The organism is Rhodococcus sp. TAF43, assembly GCF_052113525.1.
Classification (GTDB): Bacteria; Actinomycetota; Actinomycetes; order Mycobacteriales; family Mycobacteriaceae; genus Prescottella.
In genome coordinates, this window is record NZ_JBFRDL010000010.1 from 16006 (window position 1) to 43005 (window position 27000).

The following is a 27000-nucleotide window of genomic DNA, read 5'->3' on the forward strand; positions in this document are numbered from 1 at the left end:
GGGCATTTTTGCCTATCTACCAGGCCATATGTCGGTCTTTCGTGCGGCCGGAAACCGTCCGGGCGGCGAAAGGATCTTGATATGGTGTGGTCCCGATGCAACCGGGGCATTCTGCTCTCAGGGGGCGAGTAAATGACGTTGTCAGGATCTCGGGAACCCGGCTCACGCGGTTCCGATCATCCGGATCTACCCACCGAGGCTTTTCCGCTGTCCTCGGTGCAGCGGAGTATGTGGTTCGCCCAGCAGCTCCGGCCGAGCGTTCCGATTTTCATCGCACAGTATGTGGCGCTACACGGCGACCTCGACATCGAGCTGCTCCGCCGGTGCGCGCTGATTACGGGGGAGGAGTTCCAGTCGCCGTACCTGCGACTGGTCGACGTCGACGGCGAGCCGTGGCAGCTGCTCGATCCCGACATCGACACGTCGATCGGGCAGGTGGACCTGCGCGAACAGCCCGACCCGATGGCCGCGGCGCACGCGTGGATGGACCACGACCACTCGGTCCCGATCGACCTGACCCGGGATCCTCTTGTCGACATGACGATCCTGCAGATCGGCGATCGAGACTATCTGTGGTACACCAGAATTCACCACGTAGCCCTCGACGGCTACAGCGGAATGACCATGGCGAACCGCATCGCCGCGCTCTACACCGCGGCCGTGGAACAGCGTGACCTCGAGCCGCCTCGCGCCCTCGATCTTCGCGAACTCCTCGCGATCGACCAGAAGTACCGGGCGTCGAGCCGATTCCAGGCCGATCGCGAGTATTGGGCCGACCRCATCGCGGGCATCGAGTCCGGGTCGACGCTCGCCGAGAACGACGCGCCCGTCGAGGCCGTCAGCCGGGTCGCGAGCGCCCCGCTGCCCGCGGCGGTGATCGAGGCCCTCGACACCACCGACCGGCGCCTCGAGGCCACCCCGGCGGCGGTGCTGATCGCGGCCTTCGCGTGCTACCTGAGCCGGATGACCGGCCGCACGGACGTGCTGGTCAACATGCCGGTGTCGGCGCGGACCACCGCCCCGTTGCAGCGGTCGGGCGGCATGCTCGTCAACGTCGCGCCGCTGCGGGCGACGGTGCTGCCCAACGACACCGTCGCCGACGTCGTCGGACGGATCCAACTGGAGTTGATGGGCGCGCTGCGGCACCAGCGGTGCAGCATCGAGGACATCCGCCGCGACGCCGGGTTGACCGGCACCGCGCGAGGACTGGCCGGCCCGATGGTCAACGTGATGCTGTTCCATCAACAGATGACACTGGGGCCGATCGTCGGCGAGTATCACATCGTCACGTCCGGCCCGGTCGAGGACCTGCTGGTCAACTTCGTCCAGAGTGGAACCCCGACAAGGACATTCGTCGAATTCCGGGCGAACCCCGGGCGCTACACCGAGGATGCGCTGCGCACCCACCACCGGCGGTTCCTCGAGCTGATCGACGAGTTCGTCCTCGCGGCCCCCGAGACCCGCGTCGCCGACATCCACACGGAGAGCTCGGCGGTGGGAGCGCAGCTGCTGCGGACCGCGGCGCAGCTCGAGTTCTGGTCCCGCGAGCTGGCGGGGCTGCCCGACATCCTGTCGCTGCCGTCCGATCGCCCGCGCCCGTCGCGCCGCGCGCTGGACGGCGACCGGGTGGACTTCGCGATCGCGCCGCACGCCCACCGGGCCCTGACAGAGCTGGCCGCCGAGCGCGGGTGCACGGTGTTCGGTGCCGTGCACGCGGCACTGGCGGTGTTGCTGTCGCGTCTGGCCGACGTGGACGACATCGCGATCGGGACCCCGGTCGCCGGCCGCGCCGCGGGCGGCGAATTCGTCAACACGCTCGCCCTGCGCACCACACTGCCGCCGGGGATCACGTTCGACGAACTGCTCACCGCCGTGTGCAGATCCGACCTGGCCGCGTTCCGGCACGCCGAGACCCCGTTCGCGCAGCTGGTGGAGGCGCTGGACCGGACGCGGGAGAACGCGCACTCTCCGCTGTTCCAGGTGATGCTCGAGTTCCGCGACGGACGCACCCCCCACCTCGAGCTCGACGACCTGCTCGTCCGGGGCGCGGACGCGGGGCCCGACCTGTCCGCGCTCGACCTGCGCCTGACCGTCGAGCAGCGGTTCGATGCCGACGGCGCAGACCGTGTGCACGACGGGATGGACGCCTCGTTCGCGTATGCGACGGACATGTTCGACCGCGAGACCATCGAGGCGCTCGCGTCACGTTTCGTCCGGGTACTCGACGCGGTGCTCGACGATCCGTCCACCCCCGTCGCCGACATCGACCTGCTCGGCGACGACGAACGCCTGGCGTTGTCCGGGGTGTGGGGAGGCGACGGCGTCACACCGCGCACCCTGGCCGACCTGCTCGACGGCGCCGCACGCCGGGACCCGGATCGGGTCGCGCTGACGTACGAGGGCCGGGACGTCACCTACCGCGAACTCGACGAGCAGTCGAATCGGTTGGCGCGCATGCTGATCGCGCGAGGGGTGGGCCCCGAGACGGTGGTGGCGCTGTCGATGCCGCGGTCGATCGAGTCGGTGACCTCGGTGTGGGCGGCCGCGAAGACCGGCGCGGCGTTCGTTCCCGTGGACCCGAACTATCCGGCCGACCGGATCGAGCACATGCTCACCGACTCCGGTGCGGTCCTGGCGCTGACGGTCGCGGCGCACACCGACGCGGTCGCCGACACCGTCGCGACGCTGGTGCTCGATGCGCCGGGCTTCGCCGAGCAGGTCCGCCAGTGGCCGACCGATCCGGTCACCGACGCCGACCGGATCGCCGGCATCCGCATCGACCATCCCGCCTATCTGATCTACACGTCGGGATCGACCGGCACCCCGAAGGGCGTCGCGGTGACCCATCGGGGCCTGGCGAACTTCGCCGAGGACGAACGGGTCCGGTACGGGGTGCGGCCCGAGTCGCGGACCCTGCACTTCTCGTCACCGAGCTTCGACGCGTCGGTGCTGGAACTGATGCTCGCGGTCGGCGCGGGCGCGACCATGGTGATCGCGCCGCCGACGATCTACGGTGGCGCCGAACTGACCCGGCTGTTGCGGCAGGAGCACGTCACCCACGCGTTCGTGACACCCGCCGCGCTCGGGTCGGTCGATCCGGTGGCGCTCACCGATCTGGAGTGCGTCGTGACCGGCGGCGAGGCCTGCCCGCCGTACCTGGTCGAACAGTGGGCGCCCCGGCACCGGATGTTCAACGCGTACGGCCCCACCGAGGCGACGGTGGTGTCGAGCGTGTCCGGACCGCTCGAGGTGGGCCGCGACGTCGCGATCGGCAGTCCACCGCTCGGGACCGGGGCGCTGGTGCTCGACGGTCGGCTGCGCCCGGTGCCGGTCGGCGTGGCGGGCGAACTCTACGTGTACGGCGACGGGCTGGCCCGCGGCTACCACGACCGCCCCGGTATCACCGGCGAGCGTTTCGTCGCGAACCCGTTCGGCCCCGCAGGCGACCGCATGTACCGGACCGGCGACCTGGTGCGCTGGAAGCGATCGGGCGGACGCGAGTACACGCTCGAGTATCTCGGCCGCACCGACTTCCAGATCAAGATCCGCGGCTACCGCATCGAACTCGGCGAGGTCGAGGCCGCGCTGCGATCGCACCCCGAGGTCGGGTTCGCGCTCGCAACCGGTTTCGTGGGGCCGGCCGGGGACACCCTCCTGGTGGCCTATGTCCAGCCCGACAGCAACCAGGACCTCCACGCCGGCGGTGCAGGCAATCGGCTCGGCGGCGACGTCATCACCCACGTCGCGGACGTGCTGCCCCCGCACATGGTGCCCGCCAGCGTCGTCGTGCTCGAGTCGCTGCCGCTGACCCCGGCAGGCAAGCTGGATCGGCGCGCCCTGCCGGAACCCCGATTCGACACGGGCACCGGCGAATTCCGGGCGCCGAGCACGCTCGACGAGAAGAAGATCGCCGGCGTGTTCTCCGAACTGCTGGGCATCGAACGGATCGGCACCACCGACAGCTTCTTCGACCTGGGCGGCAACTCGCTCACCGCGACCCGCATCGTGGCCCGCATCAACGCGACCCTCGGCACCGAACTGGGCGTCCTCGATCTGTTCGAGGCCCCCACCGTCGGTGAACTCGCCGCCCGCGTCGAGGCCGCCGGCCCCGGCCACGGGGCGCGGCCGCCGCTGGTGCCACGCGACCACGACGGGCCGGTGCCGGTCTCGGCGGCGCAGCAGCGAATGTGGTTCGTCAACCAGTTCGACCCCACCTCCGCGGCGTACAACATTCCGATCGCGGTGAAGATGACGGGCGATCTCGACGTCCGGGCCCTGCGCACCGCGCTCACGGACGTGTTCGAGCGGCACGAGGCGTTGCGGACGGTGTTCCCCAACACCCCGGACGGCCCGGTCCAGTCGGTGCGCCCGACCGCGCAGGTCGCACCCGACCTCGAACCGGTCACCGTGACGGAGGACGAACTGCCGCAGCGGATGACAGCCGCCGCGACGGCGGCGTTCGACGTGACGTCGGCGCCGCCGGTGCGGGCGAACCTGTGGCGGCTCGGACCGACCGAGCACGTCCTGACGCTCGTGGTGCACCACATCGCCGCGGATGGGCTGTCGATGGCGCCGCTGGCGCGGGACGTGATGGTCGCCTACGGCGCCCGCGCCGCGGGCACACCCCCCGAATGGTCGCCGCTCGCGGTCCAGTACACCGACTACTCGCTGTGGCAGCGCGACCTGCTGGGCGCGGAGGACGACCCGCACAGTCTGGTCTCGCGTCAACTGGACCACTGGCGTGGCGAACTGGCCGGTGCGCCCGACCTGCTCGAGTTGCCCACCGACCGGCCCCGGCCGCCGCAGCAGTCGATGCGGGGCGCCGAAGCCGACTTCACGATCGCGCCGCATCTGCACCGGCGCCTGCTCGAGGTGGCCGGCGAGTACGAGGCGAGCCTGTTCATGGTGCTGCACGCCGCCCTCGCGGTGCTGCTCGCCCGATCGAGCGGCACCTCCGACATCTCGATCGGCTCCCCGGTGTCGGGCCGCGGCGAGGCCGAACTCGACGACCTGATCGGCATGTTCGCCGGCACGCTGGTGCTGCGCACCCAGGTGGAACCCGCGTCCACGTTCAGCGATCTGCTGGCCCGCACCCGCGCCACCGACCTGGCCGCCCTCGGCAACACCGACGTGCCGTTCGAGCGACTGGTCGAGGTGCTCGATCCGACACGGTCGGGCGCGTACTCGCCGCTGTTCCAGGTGATGCTGGTGCTGCAGGGCTCGGACAACGCCGACCAGAACCGACTGGAACTGCCCGGTCTCGCGGTCGAGGTCTCCGAGGTTCATACCGGCACAGCCAAGTTCGACATGCAGTGGATCCTCACCGAGAGCACCGACGAGGAGGGCCGGCCCGGCAGCATCGACGCGACGGTGTCGTACGCGACCGATCTGTTCGATCCGTCGACGGTGGCAGGGTTCGCGGACCGCTTCGTGCGGATCCTCGAGTCGATCACCGTCGACACCGCGATCCGGGTCGGCGACATCGACGTCCTCGTCGACGGGGAACGCGAACTGGTGCTCGGCGAATGGAACGCCACCGGCCACGCGGTGCCCGTGAGCACCCTCGCGGGCCTGTTCGACGCGCAGGTGCGCCGCACTCCGCACGCGGTCGCGCTCACGTTCGGCGACGAGGAACTGACGTACGCGCAGTTCGCCTCCCGCGTGCACCGGCTCGCCCGCGAACTGATCGAGCGCGGGGTGGGACCGGACACCCGGGTCGCCCTGTCGATCCGGCGCTCGTTCGACCTGCTCGTCGCGATGTACGCGGTCGTCGAGGCGGGCGGCGCCTACGTTCCGCTCGACCCGGACCATCCCTTCGCCCGCACCGAGTACGTGCTCGACAGCTCGCAACCGGTGTGCGTGCTCGGCACCCGACGGGACCGCGGGCGGATGCCCGCCGGTGTGGACGTCGTGGAGATCGACGGGCTCGACCTCGGCGACCGCGACGACAGCCCGATCCGCCCCGAGGAACGCCGCGCCCCGCTGTGCCCGGACGACGTCGCGTACGTCATCTACACGTCGGGCTCCACCGGACGACCCAAGGGTGTGGCGGTGAGCCACCGCGCGATCGTGAACCGGCTGTCGTGGATGCAGGGGCAGTACCGGCTCACCGCGTCCGACGTGGTGGTGCAGAAGACACCCGCGACCTTCGACGTCTCGGTGTGGGAGTTCTTCTGGCCGTTGCAGACCGGCGCGAGCCTGGCGATCGCGATCCCCGACGGGCACCGCGATCCCGCCTACCTGTCCCAGCTGATCGAGGATCGTCAGGTCACCGTCGCGCACTTCGTGCCGTCGATGCTCGCGGCGTTCGTCGTCGGCGGCCGGCCGGCGCAGTGCCGGTCGCTGCGGATGGTGTTCTGCAGCGGCGAGGCGCTGCCGCCCGCGACGGCGGCCGCATTCGCGGAGTTCGCCGCCGCGTCCGGTGCCGACCTGCACAACCTGTACGGCCCCACCGAGGCGGCGGTCGACGTCACGTACCGGCAGTACACCGACGCCGATCGGGTGAGCGTGCCGATCGGTGCGCCGGTGTGGAACACGCAGGTGTTCGTGCTGGATTCGCGGCTGCATCCGGTCCCGGTGGGCGTGCCCGGCGAGCTGTACCTCGCGGGTGTCCAGCTGGCCCGCGGGTACGTCGGCCGCCCCGACCTGACCGCGGAGCGGTTCGTCCCCGACCCGTTCGGGCCGCCCGGCTCGCGGATGTACCGCACCGGCGACGTGGTGCGCTGGAAGAGATCGGGGCGACTCGACTACTCACTCGATTACCTCGGCCGGACCGACTTCCAGGTCAAGCTCCGCGGCCTGCGGATCGAACTGGGCGAGGTCGAGTCGGCGCTGCTCGCGCAGCCGGGGGTGGCGCAGGCCGTCGTCGTGGTGCGCCGCGACGAGATCATCGGCGAGGCGCTCATCGGCTACGTCATCGCCGATCCGGACGCGACGGTCGACCCCGCCGCCCTGCGGGACGCGGTCGCCGAGTCGCTGCCCGCGTACATGGTGCCGACCCAGATCCTCGTCGTCGACGAGTTCCCGCTCGGTGCCACCGGCAAGCTCGACCGCGGCGCCCTGCCCGCCCCCGAGTTCCGTTCCGCGGAAACCGAATTCGTTGCGCCGCGCACCCCGGTCGAGGAGATCCTGGCGTCGATCTTCGCCGAACTGGTCGGCGCGCCCCGGGTCGGGGTGTACGACAGCTTCTTCGACCTGGGCGGCAACTCGCTCACCGCGACCCGGCTGGTCGCGCGCGTCAACACCGCCCTCGACACCCGGGTCGGGGTGCGCGAGGTCTTCGACGCCCCCACCGTGTCCGCGCTGGCGCTGCGGATCGCGTCCGCGGGTACCCGCGGCGCCGACCGGCCACCGCTGTCGGCGGGGGAGCGGCCCACCCCGGTGCCGGTGTCGCTGGCGCAGAAGCGAATGTGGTTCATCAACCAGTTCGACACCACCTCGCCGTCCTACAACGTCGTGCTGCCGGTGCGCCTCGACGGCGACCTCGACCGGCACGGGTTGCGGGCCGCGATCGCCGACGTCCTGGACCGGCACGAATCGCTGCGCACCCGGTTCCCGATGGTCGACGGCGAGCCCACCCAGGTGGTGCTGCCCACCGCGGCCGTCGTCCCCGAACTGGAGCCGGTCACGGTGTCCGAGACCGAGGCGCCGGAGCGGATCGCGGAGTTCGGGGGCACCGGATTCGACGTCACGCTCGCCCCGCCCGTCCGGTCGATGCTGTTGCGGCTGGCCCCGCACAGTCATGTGCTCGTCATCGTCGTCCACCACATCTGCGCGGACGGCTTCTCGATGGCCCCGCTCGCGCGGGATCTCATGACCGCCTACGTGGCCCGCGCCGCAGGGGAGATGCCGGGCTGGGAGCCGTTGCCGGTGCAGTACGCCGACTTCGCGCTGTGGCAGCACCGCGTGCTCGGCAGCACCGACGACCCCGACAGCCTGCTCTCGACCCAGCTCGACTACTGGGCCCGCACCCTCGACGGGCTCCCGGAGGTGCTGGAGCTGCCGACCGACCGACCGCGGCCCGCGGAACGCTCGATGAGGGGCGCGGTCCACGACTTCCGCATCGACGACGACACGCACCGGCGCCTGGTCGCGATCGCCCGCGGCCACAATTCGACGGTGTTCATGGCGGTGCACGCCGCCCTGGCCGCGCTGCTGGCCCGGCTGGGCGACACCGACGACGTCGCGGTCGGCACCCCGATCGCCGGTCGCGGGGAGGCGGCGCTCGACGACCTCGTCGGCATGTTCGTCAACACCCTCGTGCTGCGCAGCCGGTTCGATCCCGACGCCACCTACTCGGCGCTGCTCGCCGGTGTCCGCGACTCCGACCTCGACGCCTTCCACCACGCCGACCTGCCGTTCGAGCGGCTGGTCGACGCGCTCGCCCCGGAACGCTCCACCGCGCACACGCCGCTGTTCCAGGTGATGCTCGAGTTCCGCAACACCGACCGGCCGCGACTCGAACTGCCCGGGCTGACCGTCACGACCGTGGACGCCGCGGCCGAGATCGCGAACTTCGATCTGCAGCTCACGCTGACCGAGGATTTCGCCGAGTCCGGGGAACCGGAAGGGATCACCGCCGGATTCACGTTCGCGACCGATCTCTTCGATCCCGCGACCGTCGCCCGGCTCGCCGAACGGTTCACGGCGGTGCTGCGCGCGGTCACGGCCGATCCGACCACCCGGGTCGGCGACGTCGACCTGCTCACCAGCGACGAGCGGGCGGCCCTCGCCCCGGTGAGCGGCGGCGCCGGCGTGCCCGCCCGCACCCTGCCCGAACTGTTGGCGGCCGCGACCGTCATCGATCCCGAGTCCACCGCGGTGGTGTTCGAAGGGCGCGAGCTGTCGTACCGCGAACTCGACACCCGGTCGGATCGACTGTCCCGGCTGCTGATCGAGCACGGGGTGGGCCCGGAATCGGTGGTGGCCCTCGCCCTGGCCCGGTCGCTCGAGTCGGTGACCGCGACGTGGGCGGTGGCCAAGGCCGGGGCGGCGTTCGTGCCGGTGGACCCGAACTACCCGCCGGACCGGATCGCGCACATGCTCGCCGATTCCGGAGCCGCCGTCGGCCTCACCACCACCGCGCACCGCGACACGCTGCCGCAGGCCACCGACTGGATCGTGCTCGACGACAGGGACGTCCGGCAGGAGGTGCGCCGTCAGCCGGCCGGGTCGATCACCGACGCGGACCGGATCCGGCCGCTGCTCCTCGACCATCCCGCTTACCTGATCTACACGTCCGGATCGACCGGCACCCCGAAGGGCGTCGTCGTCTCGCACCGCGGCCTGGCGAACTTCGCGGCCGAGGAACGGACCCGGTTCGGGGTGACGCCGGCGTCACGGACCCTGCACTTCTCGTCACCGAGCTTCGACGCCTCGATCCTGGAACTGCTGCTGGCGATCGGTGCGGGCGCGACGATGGTGGTCGCGCCGCCGACGGTGCTCGGCGGCGGCGAACTGCGGGACGTGCTGCGCGACGGCGCCGTGACCCACGCGTTCGTGACCCCGGCCGCGCTCGGATCGGTGGACCCGACCGGGCTGGACCGGATCGAATGCGTGGTCACCGGCGGCGAGGCGTGCCCGCCGGAACTGGTCGCGCAGTGGGCGCCGGGGCGGCGGATGTTCAACGCGTACGGGCCCACCGAGGCCACCGTCGTCGCCGCCGTCAGCGAACCGCTCGCCGTCGGGGTGCCGGTCACGATCGGCCGGCCACCGATGGGCGTCGGGGCGGTGGTTCTCGACTCGCGCCTGCACCCGGTGCCCGGCGGGGTGCCCGGCGAACTGTACGTGCTCGGGACCGGGCTGGCCCGCGGCTACCACGACCGCCCCGGCATCACCGGGGAGCGCTTCGTCGCGAACCCGTTCGGCGGGCCCGGTGAACGGATGTACCGCACCGGCGACCTGGTCCGCTGGAACGGGTCGGGGCAGCTCGAGTATCTGGGCCGCACCGACTTCCAGGTCAAGATCCGCGGGTTCCGCATCGAGCTGGGCGAGATCGAGTCCGCGCTGCGCCGCCACGACGGGGTCGCGACGGCCGTCGTCACCGTCGACGGGTCCGGTCCCGCGAGCCGGCTGGCGGGCTACGTCGTGCCCGAACCCGGCGCCGAACTCGATGCCGGCGAGATCACCGAGTTCGTCGGGACGCTGCTGCCGTCGTACATGGTGCCGTCCGCGGTGACCGTGCTCGACCGGCTGCCGCTGGGCCCGGCGGGCAAAGTGGACCGCAAGGCGCTGCCGGCACCGGACTTCGGGACGCGCGTCACGACCGGCCGGGCGCCGCGGTCTGCACGCGAGCAGGATCTGGCCGGGCTGTTCGCGGATGTCCTGGGTCTCGACGCGGTCGGCGTGGACGATTCGTTCTTCGCGCTCGGCGGCGACAGCATCATGTCGATCCAGCTGGTCTCGCGGGCGAAGGCGCTGGGCCTGCACTTCTCGCCACGGGACGTCTTCGAGCACAAGACGATCGCGGCGCTGGCCGCCGTCGCCCAGTCGGGCCCCGGCGAGACGGTGCTGACCGAACTCGACGGTGGCGGGCTCGGTGACGTGCCGCTGCTGCCGGTGGCGCACTGGTTGCTCGGCCGCGGCGGCCACCACGACCGGTTCTCGCAGGCGGCGTTGCTCACCGCGCCCGACGGCCTCGACGAGGCCGGCCTCGCGGGCGCGGTGCAGGCGGTCCTGGACCGGCACGACATGCTCCGCGCCCTCACCCGTCCCGGCGAGCACCGCATGACGGTGCCGCCGCCGGGATCGGTGTACGCGGAGTGGCTGATCCGCCGCGTGGACGTCGACGGGGCGACTCCCGGCACCGACGCGTTCGCGGAGATCGTGCGCGCCGAACTCGATGCCGCCGAGGACCGGCTCGATCCCGCGGCCGGTGAGATGGTCCAGGTGGTGTGGCTGGACTCCCGCACCGACCGCGGACGCCTGCTCGTCGTCGTTCATCACCTGGTCGTGGACGGGGTGTCCTGGCGGATCCTGGTTCCGGACCTGGCGATCGCGTGGGCGCGGATCGTCGCGGGTGAGCAGCCGGCCCCCGCGCCGGTGGGGACGTCGATGCGCCGGTGGGCGCACGGCCTCGTCGACGCCGCACCGGAGCGCCGCGGCGAGCTGGATCTGTGGCGGGGGATGCTCGCCGGCCCCGACCCGGTCCTGGGGTCGCGTCCTCTCGACCCCGCGGTCGATGTCGCGGCGACGGTCGAGAGTGTCACCGTGGAGGTGTCCCCGGACGTCACCGAGGCACTGCTGACGACCGTGCCGGACGCGTTCCGCGGCAGCGTCAACGACGGCCTGCTGACCGCGCTGGCGCTCGCGCTGGTCCGGTGGCGCCGCGGTCGCGGGGTCGACAGCGACGACGCGCTGGTCACCCTCGAGGGGCACGGGCGCGAGGACCACGTGCTGCCGGGCGCCGACCTGGGCCGGACCGTCGGCTGGTTCACCACCCTGTTCCCGGTGCGGCTGGACCTCACCGGGGTGGACGTCGACGACGCGTTCACCGGCGGTCGCGGCGCTGGCGCGGCGGTAAAGGCGGTCAAGGAACAGCTCCTCGCCGTTCCGGACCACGGCATCGGCTACGGGATGCTGCGCTACCTCGATCCGGACGGTGAGCAGGACCTCGGCGGCCTGCGCGCACCCCAGGTCAGCTTCAACTATCTGGGCCGGCTCACCGCGAGCGTGCCCGACGATCAACGCGACGCGGGCTGGGTGCCGACCGACGACGCCGACCTGGGGATCCTGCAGGACGCCGATCTGCCCGTCGCGTCGGCGCTCGACATCAACGCCGTCACCACCGACGGCCGGGACGGCTCCCGGATCCGGGCCACGTGGGCGTTCCCGGCCGGTGTGCTGACGGCCGCCGAGGTGGGGGAGTTGGCGGACCTGTGGACCGAGGCACTGATCGCGCTCGCCCGGCACGTGTCCCGGCCGGGCGCGGGCGGCGCGACACCCTCTGACCTGGATCTGGTCGCGCTCGACCAGGTCGAGATCGAGCGTCTCGAACAGCGCTTCCCCGCACTCGCCGACGTGTGGTCGCTCTCCCCGCTGCAGTCCGGCCTGCTGTTCCACGCGCAGATCGCGGAACAGTCCGTCGACGCCTACATGGTGCAGATGATGCTCGACGTGCGGGGCGCCGATCCGCAGCGCCTGCGGCGCGCGGGTCAGGCGATGCTCGACCGGCATCCCAACCTGCGGGCCGCGTTCGTGCACGCCACCGACGGGACGCCGGTCCAGGTGATCGTCGACGGCGCCGAGCTGCCGTGGACCGAGGTGGATCTCTCCGAACTCGACGAGCCGGTGCGGGCGACGGAGCTGTCCCGGCTGCTGGCCGCCGACCGGGCGCAGCGGTTCGACATGGCCGCCGCGCCCCTGATCCGGTTCCTGCTGGCGCGCACCGGACCCGACGAGCACCGGCTGGTGCTCACCAACCACCACATCCTGCTCGACGGCTGGTCGACGCCGCTGATGATGCAGGAGTTGCTGACTTTGTACGCCACCGACGGCGACGCCTCCGCGCTGCCCCGGGTGCATCCGTACCGCGACTACCTGGCATGGATCGCCGCCCAGGACTCCGCACACTCGGTGCGGGCGTGGGCGGACGCCCTCACCGGGATCGAGGAGCCGACCCTGCTCGCGCCGCTCGACCGCGCCCGCGAGCAGTCCACGATGCCGGACGCGGTGGAGACGGTGCTGGACGCGGCCGGCACCGGCCGGCTCGCCGCGATCGGCCGCCAGCTGGGTGTCACGCTCAACACGATGGTGCAGGCCGCGTGGGCGATCGTGCTCGGCGCGCTCACCGACCGCGACGACGTCGTCTTCGGCGGCACGGTGTCGGGCCGGCCGCCGCACATCCCCGGCATCGAGTCGATGATCGGCCTGTTCATCAACACGCTCCCGGTGCGGGTGCGCCTCGATCCGCGCGAGTCCGTGGGCGAGTTGCTGCGCCGGGTGCAGGCCGAGCAGGCCGGGCTGCTCGACCACCACCACGTGGGGTTGACCGAGATCCAGAACGCGGCCGGACCGGCGCTCGCGTTCGACACCCTCACCGTGTTCGAGTCGTACCCGGTCGACCGGTCCGCGGTCACCGACGCGGACATCGCCGGCCTGCGGCTGGTCCACATCCACGAGGGGACCGACGCCGCCCACTACCCGTTGACGCTGGTCGCGAACGCCGACGACCGGCTGCGGATGAAGCTCGAATACCTGCCGGACCTGTTCGACCGCGCCACCGCGCAGGCCCTCGCGGACCGCGTCGCCCGGATCCTCGCCGACATCTCCGAGGATCCGCAGTGCACGCTGGCCCGGCTGCGGTTGCTCTCCGACGAGGAGTGGGCCGATCTGGTGCCGCTGCGGGGACGTCCCGGCCGATCCGTGCGGACCCTGCCCGCGCTGTTCACCGCCGCCGCCGCCGCGGACCCCGACGCGGTCGCGCTGGTCTCCGGCGCCACCGAGGTGTCCTACCGCGAGCTCGACGAACGGTCGAACCGGTTGGCGCGCCTGCTCGTCGAGGAGGGAATCGGGCCGGAATCGTTCGTCGCCCTGGGAATCCCCCGGTCGATCGAGTCGATCGTCGCGGTGTGGGCGGTCACCAAGACCGGGGCCGCGTTCGTCCCCGTCGACCCGAACTACCCGTCCGAACGCATCGCCTTCATGCTCGACGATTCCGGCGCCGACGTCGGTCTGACGGTGACCGGGTCCCGCGACCGGCTACCGGGCACCGTGCCGTGGCACGTGCTCGACGACGCCGGGTTCGGCGCGCGCTGCGACGCGACACCGGCGGCGCCGGTCACCGATGCGGACCGGACGGTGCCACTGCGACTGGCCCATCCCGCCTACGTGATCTACACGTCCGGCACCACCGGCATCCCGAAGGGCGTCGTCCTCTCGCACGAGGGCCTGGACAACCTGTCCGAGGACTACCTGGCGCGCTTCGCGACGCGGCCGTCGTCGCGGACCCTGCACTTCTCGACGCCGAGCTTCGACGCGGCGGTCCTGGATTACCTGGTGGCGTTCGGCGCGGGCGCGACCATGGTGATCGCACCGACCACCGTGTACGGCGGCAGCGAGCTCGCCGAGCTGATCCGCGAGCAGCACGTCACGCATACGTGGCTCACCACGGCCGCCGCCGCCACCGTGGAGCCCTCAGACCTCGACGAGCTGGTCGAGGTCATGGTCGGCGGGGAGGCGGTCCCGCCGGAACTGGTGGCCCGCTGGGCGCACGGTCGACGCTTCTACAACGGCTACGGACCCACCGAGACGACGGTGATCGCGAACGCCAGCGCACCGCTGGTGACGGGGGAGACCGTCACGATCGGCGCCCCGCTGCGGGGTGTGACCGAACTCGTCCTCGACCCGAGCCTGCGGCCGGTCCCGGTCGGCGTGCCGGGCGAGCTGTACATCGCCGGGTGCGGACTGGCGCGCGGCTACCACCGTCGGCCGGGTCTGACCGCCGAACGGTTCGTCGCCAACCCGCACGGCGTGCCGGGCGAGCGCATGTACCGCACCGGCGACGTGGTGCGGGTGCGACCCGATCACACCGTCGAGTACATCGGTCGCTCCGATTTCCAGGTGAAGGTGCGCGGCTTCCGCATCGAACTCGGCGACATCGACACCGCGTTCGGCGACCATCCGGCGATCCGCTTCGCGGTCACGCTCGGCCGTCCCGGCCCCGGCGGCGACACCGCGCTGGTGACGTACGTGCTGCCCAACGCGGACGCGCGACCCGAGCCCGGCGAGCTGCGGGACTACGCCGCGGCACGACTGCCCGTCCACATGGTGCCGTCGAGCATCATGGTCCTCGACGAGCTCCCGCTGACCCCGATCGGCAAGCTCGACCGCGCGGCGCTGCCGGAACCCGAGTTCCTGCCGGCCGCGACGACGTTCCGGGCGCCGACCACCCCCACCGAGCAGACCGTCACCGAGGTGTTCGGCGAGGTCCTCGGCCTGGAGCGGATCGGTGTCGACGACAGCTTCTTCGAGCTCGGCGGCAACTCGCTGATCGCGACCCGGGTCACCGCCCGGCTCGCCGCCGCACTCGGCGTGGACGTCGGGGTGCGCTCGTTGTTCGAGGCGCCGACCGCGCACGAACTCGCCCGCTGGATCGAGCGGAACCAGGGGACGGCGGTCTCCCGGCCGGCGCTGGTGCCGATGGCGCGACCGCACCGGGTGCCGCTGTCGCTGGCGCAGCAGCGGATGTGGTTCATCAACCAGTTCGACACCGACTCGGCCGCCTACAACATCCCGCTGGCGGTGCGGCTGTCCGGGGACCTCGACGCGGCCGCGCTGCGAGTCGCGGTCCGCGACGTCCTCGACCGGCACGAGTCGTTGCGGACGTTCTTCCCGTCCCGCGACGGGGGGCCGGTGCAGCAGATCGTCCCGGCCGCCGAGGCGGCCCCCGATCTGACCGTGATCGACGTTCCGCCGGACGAGGTGCCGGCACGGGTGGCGGCGCTGATCTCCCGCGGCTTCGACGTCACCGCCGCGGTGCCGGTGCGGGCCGAACTGCTCCGGCTCGGCCCCACCGAGCACGTGCTGGCGATCGTGGTGCACCACATCTGCGCCGACGGGTTCTCGATGGCCCCACTGGCCCGTGACGTCATGACCGCGTACATGGCCCGCACCGGCGGGCACCTTCCGCAGTGGGCGCCGCTGCCGGTGCAGTACGCGGACTTCGCGCTGTGGCAGCGCGACGTGCTCGGTTCGGAGGACGACCCGGAATCGCTGGTCCACCGCCAGCTGGCGTTCTGGACCGACGCGCTGGCCGGTCTGCCCGAGGCGATCGCCCTGCCCACCGACCGACCCCGGCCGGTGCAGCAGAGCTTCGACGGTGCCCGCGTGCACTTCGAGATTCCCGCCGACGTGCACCGCGCGCTCGCCGACCTCGCCCGCCGGGGCGGCGCGACGATGTTCATGGCCGCGCACGCCGCGCTGGCGGTGCTGCTCGCCAAGCTGAGCGGCAGCGACGACATCGCGATCGGCACCCCGATCGCGGGCCGCGGCGAGGCCGAACTCGACAACCTGGTGGGCATGTTCGTGGGCACGCTGGTGCTGCGCAGCCGTGCCGCCCCCGCCGACGGGTTCGAGGAACTGCTGGCCCGGACCAAGGAGTTCGACCTGGCGGCGTTCGGGCACGCGGATCTGCCGTTCGAGCGGCTCGTCGACGTCCTGGCCCCCGAGCGGTCGACGGCGCACTCGCCGCTGTTCCAGGTGATGCTCGAGTTCCAGAACAACGAGCTGCCCCGCCTGGAGCTGCCCGGCCTGACCGCCGAACCGGTGGACGCGGAGCTCGAAGTCGCCAAGTTCGACCTCCAGCTGACGCTCGCCGAACGCCACGACGAGCGGGGCGTCCCGGCCGGTATCACCGCGGCCTTCACGTACGCGACGGATCTGTTCGACGCCGAYACGGTCGCCGAACTGGCGCAGCGGTTCGTCCGCCTGGTCGAGGCCCTGACCGCCGACCCGGGCCGTCCGACCGGCGACGTCGGCATCGCCACCGACGCCGAGTTCGCCGTGCTGCTGCGGGACTGGAACGCCGCGGGGTCCCGCGCGCCGGAGGCCACGCTCGCCGACCGGCTGGCGGTGACCACGGCCCGGTTCGCGGACGCCGAGGCGCTCACCTTCGACGGGGTGACCCTCAGCTACGCCGAGCTCGACGGGCGGGCCAACCGCCTCGCCCGGCACCTCGTCGCGCTCGGGGCGGCCCCCGAGTCGCTCGTGGCGGTGGCGCTGCCCCGGTCGCTGGATCTGGTGGTCGCGCTGCTCGCCGTGATCAAGGCGGGGGCCGGCTACCTGCCGATCGATGTCACCTACCCGGCGGATCGGCTCGCGTTCATGCTCGAGGACTCCGCGCCGGTGTGCGTGTTGACCACCGACGCCGACGCCGACGCGATCCCGCCCACCGACGTGCCGCTGGTACGCCTCGACGACGCCGCGGTGATCGACGCGCTCGCTGCGCTGCCAGACCGTCCGGTCACCGACGCCGACCGCCGGGTCCCGCTGCGCCCCGACGACGTCGCGTACGTCATCTACACCTCCGGATCGACGGGGCGGCCCAAGGGAGTGCAGGTCACCCACCGCAACGTGCTGACCCTCTTCGAGAACACCGCCGCGACGTTCGGGTTCGACGAGACCGACGTGTGGACGATGTTCCACTCGTACGCGTTCGACTTCTCGGTGTGGGAGCTGTGGGGGCCGCTGCTGCACGGTGGCCGCCTCGTCGTGGTCGACTTCTACACCGCGCGCTCGCCGGAGATGTTCCTCGACCTGCTGCGCGCCGAGCGGGTGACGGTGCTCAACCAGACCCCGACCGCCTTCTACCAGGTCGCCGAGGCCGACCGGCTGGCCGGCGAAACCTCGACGGACACTGCGGAACTGGCACTGCGCTACGTCATCTTCGGCGGCGAGGCGCTGGATCTGGGCCAGCTCGGACGGTGGTACGCGCGGCACCCGGACACCGCGCCGCGCCTGGTCAACATGTACGGCATCACCGAGACCACCGTGCACGTCACCCGGCTCGACCTCGACCGCGACTACGCGGCGGAGGCGAACGCGAGCGTGATCGGACGCGCGATCCCCGGCCTGCGGGTGGTGGTCCTCGACGAACGCCTGCACCCGGTCCCGGCCGGGGTGACCGGCGAGATGTACGTCGCCGGCGACCAGCTCACCCGCGGCTACCTCGGCCGCGCCGCCCTCACGTCGGGGCGGTTCGTCGCCGACCCGTTCGGGGCGCCCGGCGAGCGCATGTACCGCACCGGCGACCTGGCCCGCTGGAACCGCGACGGCCGCCTCGAATACCTGGGCCGCAGCGACTTCCAGGTCAAGATCCGCGGGTTCCGCATCGAGCTCGGCGAGATCGAGTCGGCGCTGCTGCGGTACCCGGGGGTGGCGCAGGCGGTGGTGACCGTCCACGAGGGCGATCACGGTGGCGCCCGGCTGGTCGGCTACACGGTCCGCGAACAGGGATTCGACCTCGACCCACAGGACGTGCTCGACCAGGTCGGCGCCGAGCTGACCTCGTACATGGTGCCGGCCGCCCTCGTGGTGCTCGACGAACTCCCGCTCACTGCGAACGGCAAGCTCGACCGCAAGGCCCTGCCGGAACCGGACTTCGGGGCCCGCACCACGATCGGCCGCGCCCCGCAGACCGAGGCGGAACGGGTGCTCGCCGACCTGTTCGCCGAGGTCCTCGGGCTCGATTCGGTGGGCGTGGACGATTCGTTCTTCGCGCTCGGCGGCGACAGCATCATGTCGATCCAGCTGGTCTCGCGGGCCAAGGCCGCGGGAATCGCGTTCTCGCCGCGGGACGTGTTCGAACACCGATCCGTCGCCGGCCTTGCCGCCGTGTCGGTCGCCGCCGGCGGCGAGACACCGGTGCACCTCGAGGAGCTGCCCGGCGGCGGTGTCGGCGAGTTCCCGCTCACCCCGATCATGCGCTGGCTGCTGGGCCGCGGGCCGGGCGACGCCATCCGCCGGTACACACAGACCGCGCTGCTGGCCCTGCCGGCCGCCGTCGACCGGGATCGGCTCGAGCGGACCCTGCAGGCCGTGGTGGACCGGCACGACATGCTGCGGGCGCTGCTGCAGTCGCTCGACCACGGCGAGCCCAGCATGCAGGTCCGGCCCGTCGGCTCGGTGTCCGCCGCCGACCTCCTCACGCGGGTGCCGGTCGACGAGCTGACCGGCCCGGCCTTCACCGCCGCGGCCGCCGCGGCACTGGACGGGGCGGCGGGCCGCCTCGATCCGGCGACCGGTGTCCTGCTGCAGGCGGTCTGGTTCGACGCCGGCCCGCGCGGCGGGCGGCTGCTGCTGGTGGTCCACCATCTCGCCGTCGACGGTGTCTCGTGGCGGATCCTCGTGCCCGATCTGGCGGCCGCGTGGTCGGCCGTCGCGGCCGGGGAGGTCCCCGACCTGCCGGCCACCGGAACCTCCCTGCGGCGGTGGGCGCACGCGCTGGCCGACGCCGCGGTCGGCGGCACCCCGGGCCGCGACCGCGAGCTCGAGCTGTGGCGGTCCGCCCTGTCCACCGACGACCCGGTGATCGGCGCGCGGCCGCTCGATCCGTCCGTCGATGTCACCGGGACCGTCGACAAGGTGTCCGTCGAGTTGCCCGCCGCGGTGACCGAGGCGCTGCTGACCACCGTGCCGAACGCGTACCACGGCAACGTCAACGACGGCCTGCTGGCGGCGCTCGCGATGGCGCTCACCCGGTGGCGCCGCACCCGCGGCCACGACACCGGCACCGCACTGGTGAATCTCGAGGGACACGGCCGCGAGGACCAGGTGGTGGCCGGCGCCGACCTGGGCCGCACCGTCGGCTGGTTCACGACGATCTTCCCGGTCCGGCTCGATCTCGGCGGCATCGACGTCGACGACGCGTTCGCGGCCGGCCCGGCCGCCGGTGCGGCGATGAAGGCGGTCAAGGAGCAGCTGCTGGCGATCCCGGATCACGGCATCGGGTTCGGCATGCTGCGCTACCTCAACCCGCAGACCGCCCCCGTGCTCGCCGCGTTGCCGGTTCCGCAGGTCAGCTTCAACTACCTGGGCAGGCTCGGCGGCACGGCCGGCGCCGGTGACGTCGGGTGGCTGCCGGTGGGCGACACCGAACTCGACGACGCCCCCGACGGGTCGCTGCCCGTCGCGAGCGTCCTCGACGTCAATGCGGTGGTCACCGAGACACCGGACGGACCGCGCCTGCGGGCGACGTGGGCGTTCCCACGCGGTGTCCTCGCGTCGGTCGACGTCGGCGAACTGGCGGACCTGTGGGTCCGGGCACTGTCCGCGCTGGCGCGGCACGCCGAGCATCCGGGTGCGGGCGGACTGACACCGTCGGACCTGGATCTGGTGCCGCTCGACCAGGGGTCCATCGACGCACTCGAGAGCCGTTTCCCGAACCTCGCCGACGTGTGGTCGTTGTCGCCGCTGCAGTCCGGCCTGCACTTCCACGCCGCGTACTCCGACGCGTCCGTCGACGCGTACCTCGTCCAGTTGACCCTCTCGCTGGGCGGAACGGTCGACACCGACCGGCTGTGGCGGGCCGGACAGGCGCTGCTGGACCGGCACCCGAACCTGCGGGCCGCCTTCGTCCAGCCCGATCACCGGGCCGCGGAGGCCGTCGGCACGGTCCAGGTGATCCCGGAACGGGTGGAGCTGCCGTGGACCGAGGTGGACCTCTCGCGGCTCGACCCCGCGGCGCGCGCCCGCCGGTTCGCCGAGCTCACCCTCGCCGACCGCCTCACCAAGTTCGACCTGACGACGGCCCCGGCGATCCGGATGACGCTGGTCGACCTGGGTGACGGGGACCACCGCCTGGTCATCACCAACCACCACATCCTGCTCGACGGCTGGTCCACGCCGCTGGTGCTGCGGGACCTGCTGACGCTGTACGCCACCGACGGCGACGCCTCGGCGCTGCCCCGCGTGCACCCGTACCGCGACTACCTCGCGTGGATGGCGCGACAGGACACCACCGAATCGACCGACGCGTGGCGGCGCGCGCTCGCCGGACTCGAGGAGCCGAGCCTGCTGGCGCCGACCGCCCCCGGCGACGGGGCGACGACGGGCACCGAGGAGTTCGAACTCGCGCTGTCACCGGCGCAGACCGACACGCTGCGCTCCCTCGTCCGGGAGCGGGGCCTGACCCTGAACACCGTCGTCCAGGTCGCGTGGGGCATCGTCCTGGGCGCGATGACCGGGCGCAGCGACGTCCTGTTCGGTGGCACCGTCTCGGGCCGGCCGCCGCAGATCCCCGGCATCGAGTCCATGGTCGGCCTGTTCATCAACACGCTGCCCGTCCGGGTCACCCTCGACGCCGGGGAGACGCTCAGTGATCTCCTCGACCGCGTGCAGCGGGAGCAGGCCACGCTGCTCGACCACCACTACCTCGGTCTCGCCGACATCCAGAAGGCCACCGGGCCGGCCACCACCTTCGACACGCTGACGGTGTTCGAGTCGTACCCCGTGGACCGGCAGGCGCTCACCGCCGACACCGACATCGCGGGCATGAGGGTCACCGGCATCGACGGCCGCGACGCCGCGCACTACCCGCTGTCGCTGGTCGCGTCGGTGAACGGCAGCCTCAACCTCAAGTTCGAGTACTTCCCGGCGTTCTTCGACAGCGACACGGTGGAGTCGATCGCGACCCGCGTCGCGGTGGTGCTCGACCGCCTCGTCGCCGACCCCGACCAGCCGCTGTCGCGGCTGGATCTGCTGACCGAGCCCGAACGGCGCGAGCTGGCACCGGTACTCGGCGCCGTCGGCGGGTCCACCCGGACCCTGCCGGAGATCTTCGCCGACGCCGCGGCCCTGGACCCCGACGCGATCGCGCTGTCGTTCTCCGGCCGCGAGGTCACCTACCGCGAACTCGACACGCGTTCGTCGCGCATCGCCCGGTTCCTCATCGACCAGGGCGTCGGACCGGAATCGTATGTGGCGCTCGGCATTCCGCGGTCCGTCGAGTCGGTACTCGCGGTGTGGGCGGTCGCCAAGGCCGGTGGCGCGTTCGTCCCGGTCGACCCGAACTATCCGCTCGAACGGATCGAGCACATGCTGGCCGACTCCGGGGCCGGGCTCGGGCTCACCGTCGCCGCGCACCGGCACGAGTTGCCCGACACCGTCACCTGGTTGACGCTCGAGGATCCCGAGTTCGTGGCCGCGTGCGACCAGCACTCCGACGCACCCGTCACCGCCGCCGAGCGCACCGCCCCGCTCGGCCTGCACCACGCCGCCTACGTCGTCTACACCTCCGGGTCGACGGGCCGGCCCAAGGGCGTGGTCGTGACCCATCAGGGACTCGACAACTTCGCGCTCGACCAGCAGGAACGACTCGGGGCGACCGCGCAGTCCCGGACGTTGCACTTCTCGACCCCCAGCTTCGACGGCGCGGTGTTCGAGTACCTGCAGGCCTTCGGGGTGGGCGCGACGATGGTGATCGCCGAACCCACAGTGTTCGGCGGCGCCGACCTCGCGCACCTGCTCGCATCCGAGCGTGTCACGCACGCGTTCATCACCACCGCGGCCCTCGGCACGGTCGACCCCACCGGCCTGGACCACTTCGCCCACGTCGTCTTCGGCGGCGAGGCCTGCCCGCCGGACCTGGTCGCCCGGTGGGCGCCCGGACGGGACCTGCACAACGCGTACGGCCCCACCGAGACGACGATCATGTCGAACATCAGCGCGCCGATGACCCCCGGCGACCCGATCACGATCGGCGGGCCGATCCGCGGTGTCGGCGAACTCGTCCTCGACGGACGCCTGCAACCGGTCCCGGTCGGCGTCCCCGGCGAGCTGTACATCACCGGCCTCGGGCTGGCCCGCGGCTACCACCGTCGGCCCGGGCTGTCCGCCGAACGCTTCGTCGCGAACCCGTTCGGCAAGCCGGGGGAGCGGATGTACCGCACCGGCGACATCGTGCGCTGGCGTCCGGACCACACGATCGAATACGTCGGCCGCTCCGACTTCCAGGTCAAGGTCCGCGGATTCCGCATCGAACTCGGCGAGATCGACACCGAACTGATGGCCGATCCCACCGTGAGCGTCGCGATCACCGTCGGGGTGCCCGGACCGGCCGGTGACACGGTGCTGGTGTCGTACGTGGTACCCCGCGCCGACGCGACGGTGGTGACGTCCGCACTGACCGACCGACTCTCGTCGCGCTTGCCGTCGCACATGGTGCCGGCCTCGATCACGGTGCTCGACGAGATCCCGCTCACCCCCGTCGGCAAGCTCGATCGCGCCGCGCTGCCCGAACCGGAGTTCGCGTTCACCACCGGCGAGTTCCGGGCGCCGACCAACCCGCTCGAGTACACGCTGTCCGACATCTTCTCCGAGGTCCTCGGGGTCGACCGGATCGGCATCGAGGACAGCTTCTTCGACCTGGGCGGCAACTCGCTGATCGCGACCCGGGTCACCGCCCGGCTCAGCGGCGTCCTGGACGCCGACATCCCGGTTCGAGCGCTGTTCGAGGCGCCCACCATCCACAGCCTCGCGCAGTGGATCTCGCGCGAACGCGAGACGACCGCGGCGTACGGGCGCCCGGAACTGACCCGGCGCGAGCGGCCCGACCGGATCCCGCTGTCGCTCGCCCAGCAGCGGATGTGGTTCATCAACCAGTTCGACACCGCGTCGGCGGCCTACAACATTCCGATGGCGATCAACCTGAGCGGACACCTCGACGCCGAAGCGCTGCGCGCCGCGGTGGGGGACGTCCTCGAACGCCACGAGTCGCTCCGCACCGCCTACCCGGTGGTCGACCGCGCCCCGTCGCAGCGCGTCGTGCCGGTCGGCGAGGTGCTCACCGATCTCACCCCGATCGAGGTGTCCGACGGGACCGAGCTGCGCGAGCGGATCATCGCGTTCGCCTCCGCCGGTTTCGACGTCACCGTGGCGCCCCCGGTGCGGGCGGAACTGTTGCGGCTCGGGCCGACCGACCACGCGTTGGTGATCGTCGTCCACCACATCTGCGCCGACGGCTACTCGATGGCCCCGCTCGGCCGGGATCTGATGGCCGCCTACACCGCCCGCGCCGCCGGTGCGGTGCCGCAGTGGACGCCGCTGCCCGTCCAGTACGCCGACTTCACGCTGTGGCAGCACGAACTGCTCGGCTCGGACAGCGACCCCGAGTCGCTGCTGCGCCGCCAGCTGGAGTTCTGGACCGGCGAACTCGCCGGGCTGCCGGACGTCATCCAGCTGCCCACCGACCGCCCCCGGCCGGTGCAGCAGAGCTTCCGCGGCGGGCGCATCGAGTTCCAGGTCCCCGCCGAACTCCACACCCGGATCACCGAGATCGCGCACCGGCACGGCGCGAGCATGTTCATGGCGATGCACGCGGCGCTGGCGACGCTGCTCGCCCGGCTCGCCGACACCGACGACATCGCGATCGGCACCCCCATCGCCGGCCGCGGCGAGGTCGCGCTCGACGAGTTGGTCGGCATGTTCGTCAACACCCTGGTGTTGCGCACCCGGGTCGGCCACGGCGAATCGTTCGACCACATCCTGCGGCAGATCCGCGAATCCGACCTCGCTGCGTTCGGACACGCGGAGGTCCCGTTCGAGCGCCTCGTCGAGGAACTCAACCCGCCCCGGTCCACGTCCTATTCGCCGCTGTTCCAGGTCTCCATCGAGTTCCAGAACAACGAACGGCCGCGGCTCGAGCTGCCCGGACTCGTCGTCGAGGGTGTCGGCATCGACGCCCAGGTCGCCAAGGAGGACCTCGAACTCGTTCTCGCGGAGGATTTCACCGACGACGGCTCGCCCGCCGGGATCCAGGCCTCGCTCGACTTCGCGACCGACCTGTTCGACGAGCACACCGTCCGCGGGTTCACGGAACGCTTCGTACGGGTCCTCGAGGCCGTCACCGCCGATCCGACCCGCCCGGTCGGTGACATCGAAATCCTCGATGCCGCGGAGCTCGACGAGCTCGCGCCGGCGGCGGGGGAGACCGCGGTCTCGCCGCACGTGTGGCCCGAACTCCTGTCCGGTGCCGCCGCCGTGGAGCCCGACGCGGTCGCGCTGTCCTACCTCGGCCGCACCGTCGCGTACCGCGAGCTCGACGAGCAGTCCAACCGGCTGGCGCGGGTGCTCAGCAGTCGCGGTGTGGGCCCGGAGACCTTCGTGGCTCTCGGGATGCCCCGCTCGACCGAGGAGATCCTGTCGATCTGGGCGATCGCCAAGGCCGGTGCCGCGTTCGTCCCGGTCGATCCCAACTACCCGGCCGAACGCATCGCGCACATGCTCACCGACTCCGCCAGCAGGGTCGGCCTGACCACGTCGGCGCTGCGGGAACGACTGCCCGACACCGTACCGTGGCTGGTCGTCGACGACGGCGAACTCGACGCGCAGATGGCGGCCGCCTCGGCGGCGCCGGTCACCGACGACGACCGGACCTCCCCGCTGCACCTCGCCCATCCGGCGTACCTGATCTACACGTCGGGGTCGACGGGTCTACCCAAGGGCGTCATCGTCACGCACCTGGGGATCGCGAACCTCACCGCGGAGGAACGGAACCGGTTCACCGTCACCCCGCAGTCGCGGGTCTCGCACCTCGCCTCGCCGAGCTTCGACGCCTCGGTGTTCGAGATGATGATGGCGTTCAGTGCCGGCGCCCGCCTGGTGATCGTGCCGCCCACCGTCTACGGCGGCACCGAACTGACCGAACTCCTCTCCCGCGAGGGCGTCACACACGGGTTCATCACCCCGACCGCGCTCGCGTCGATCGAGGACGAGGGTCTCGAATCGCTGCGGGTCCTCGCCGTCGCCGGCGAAGCCTGCCCGCCGGAGCTCGTCGCCAAGTGGGCCCCCGGACGCCGGATGTTCAACGGCTACGGCCCCACCGAGACCACGATCCAGGCCAGCGTCAGCGCACCGATGCAGCCCGGCGAGGTGGTCAACATCGGCGGCCCGGCGATCGGATTCCGCGAGGCCGTCCTCGACGGCCGCCTGCGTCCGGTCCCGATCGGGGTGCCCGGCGAGCTGTACATCTCCGGCCCGGGACTGGCGCGCGGCTATCACAACCGGCCCGGTCTCACCGCCGAACGGTTCGTCGCCAGCCCCTTCGGCGAGCCCGGCACCCGGATGTACCGCACCGGCGACGTCGTCCGGTGGCGGCCCGACCACACCATCGAGTACATCGGCCGCTCCGACTTCCAGGTCAAGGTGCGCGGCTTCCGCATCGAACTCGGCGAGATCGACGCCGTCCTCACCCGGCACCCGGCGGTCACGTTCGCCGCGACGCTCGGGCACACCGGGCCGTCCGGCGACACCCTGCTCGCGTCGTACGTGCGTCCCGTCGAGGGGCATTCGGTGGAATCGCGCGAACTGCGCGCGCACGTCGCGGCGCAGCTGCCCGCGCACATGGTCCCGTCCGCGGTGGTGGTGCTGGACGAGATTCCCCTGACCCCGGTGGGCAAGCTCGACCGGCGGGCCCTGCCCGCCCCGGAATTCACGTCGTTGACCACCGAGTTCCGGCCGCCGACCACCGCGACGGAGCGGGCCGTCACCGAGGTGTTCGCCGAGGTCCTCGGCATCGAGCACGTCGGAATCGACGACAGCTTCTTCGATCTCGGCGGCAACTCCATCATCGCGACCCGCATCATGTCCGAACTGCAGTCCCGGCTCGGCCGCCAGATCCCGCTGCAGACGATGTTCCTCGACCCGACACCGTCCGGGCTCGCGAAGCGGATCGACCTGCCCGTCGGCTACCTCGGACACAGCGAGTCGCCGGTCGACGACGCGCTGGGCGTGGTGATTCCGCTGCGCCCCAGCGGGGAACGCCCGCCGCTGTTCTGCGTCCACCCGGGAATCGGGCTGTCGTGGGGATACGCCGGTCTGGTGCAGTACCTGGCCAAGGACCGGCCCGCGTACGGGCTGCAGTTGCCGCTGCTGAGCGGGGGGCCGGACTTCGAGTCGGTCCAGCAGCTCGCGCACCGGTACGTCGAGGAGATCCGCATCGTGCAGCCGCACGGCCCGTACCACCTGCTCGGGTGGTCGCTCGGCGGCGTGATCGCGCACGCGATGGCCGTCGAACTCCGCCACGCCGGAGAGGAAGTCGCGACGCTGGCGATCATGGACAGCTACCTGACCGAGGACGAGGAGGAACCCGAGCACCTGACGGTGATCGAACTGCTCGAGGGCCTCGGGCTGGACCTGACGCCGTACAGCGACGTGCGCGACCTCACGTACGCGCAGGCCGTCRACCTGCTCAACGAATCACTCGGGCAGGAAACGGGTTTGACGCCTGCCCACCTGAAGCGGATCAACGACGGTTTCACCACGTCGGCACGGATCATGAACCGCTACCGGCCGGGGGTGTTCGACGGGGACCTGCTGTTCTTCACCGCCGGCCGCGGCGACGGCAGCGACCACGACGCGCCGGAGCATTCACCGCAGGTCTGGGAGTCCGCGGTCACCGGCCGGATCCGCGAGTTCACGATCGACTGCGAACACAACCAGATGATCGAGCCGACCGCGCTCGCCGAGATCGGCCCGCTGCTCGAGGACTACCTCGTGGAGCACTGA

General features: G+C 71.8%; 1 protein-coding gene. It reads left to right on the forward strand.

All coding sequences use genetic code 11. The features are described 5' to 3' along the window. Positions 1–132: 132 nt before the first annotated feature. A complete protein-coding gene (locus tag AB4Z09_RS09050) occupies positions 133–27000 on the forward strand; it encodes a non-ribosomal peptide synthase/polyketide synthase (protein ID WP_442239587.1) in 26868 nt (8955 codons plus the stop codon).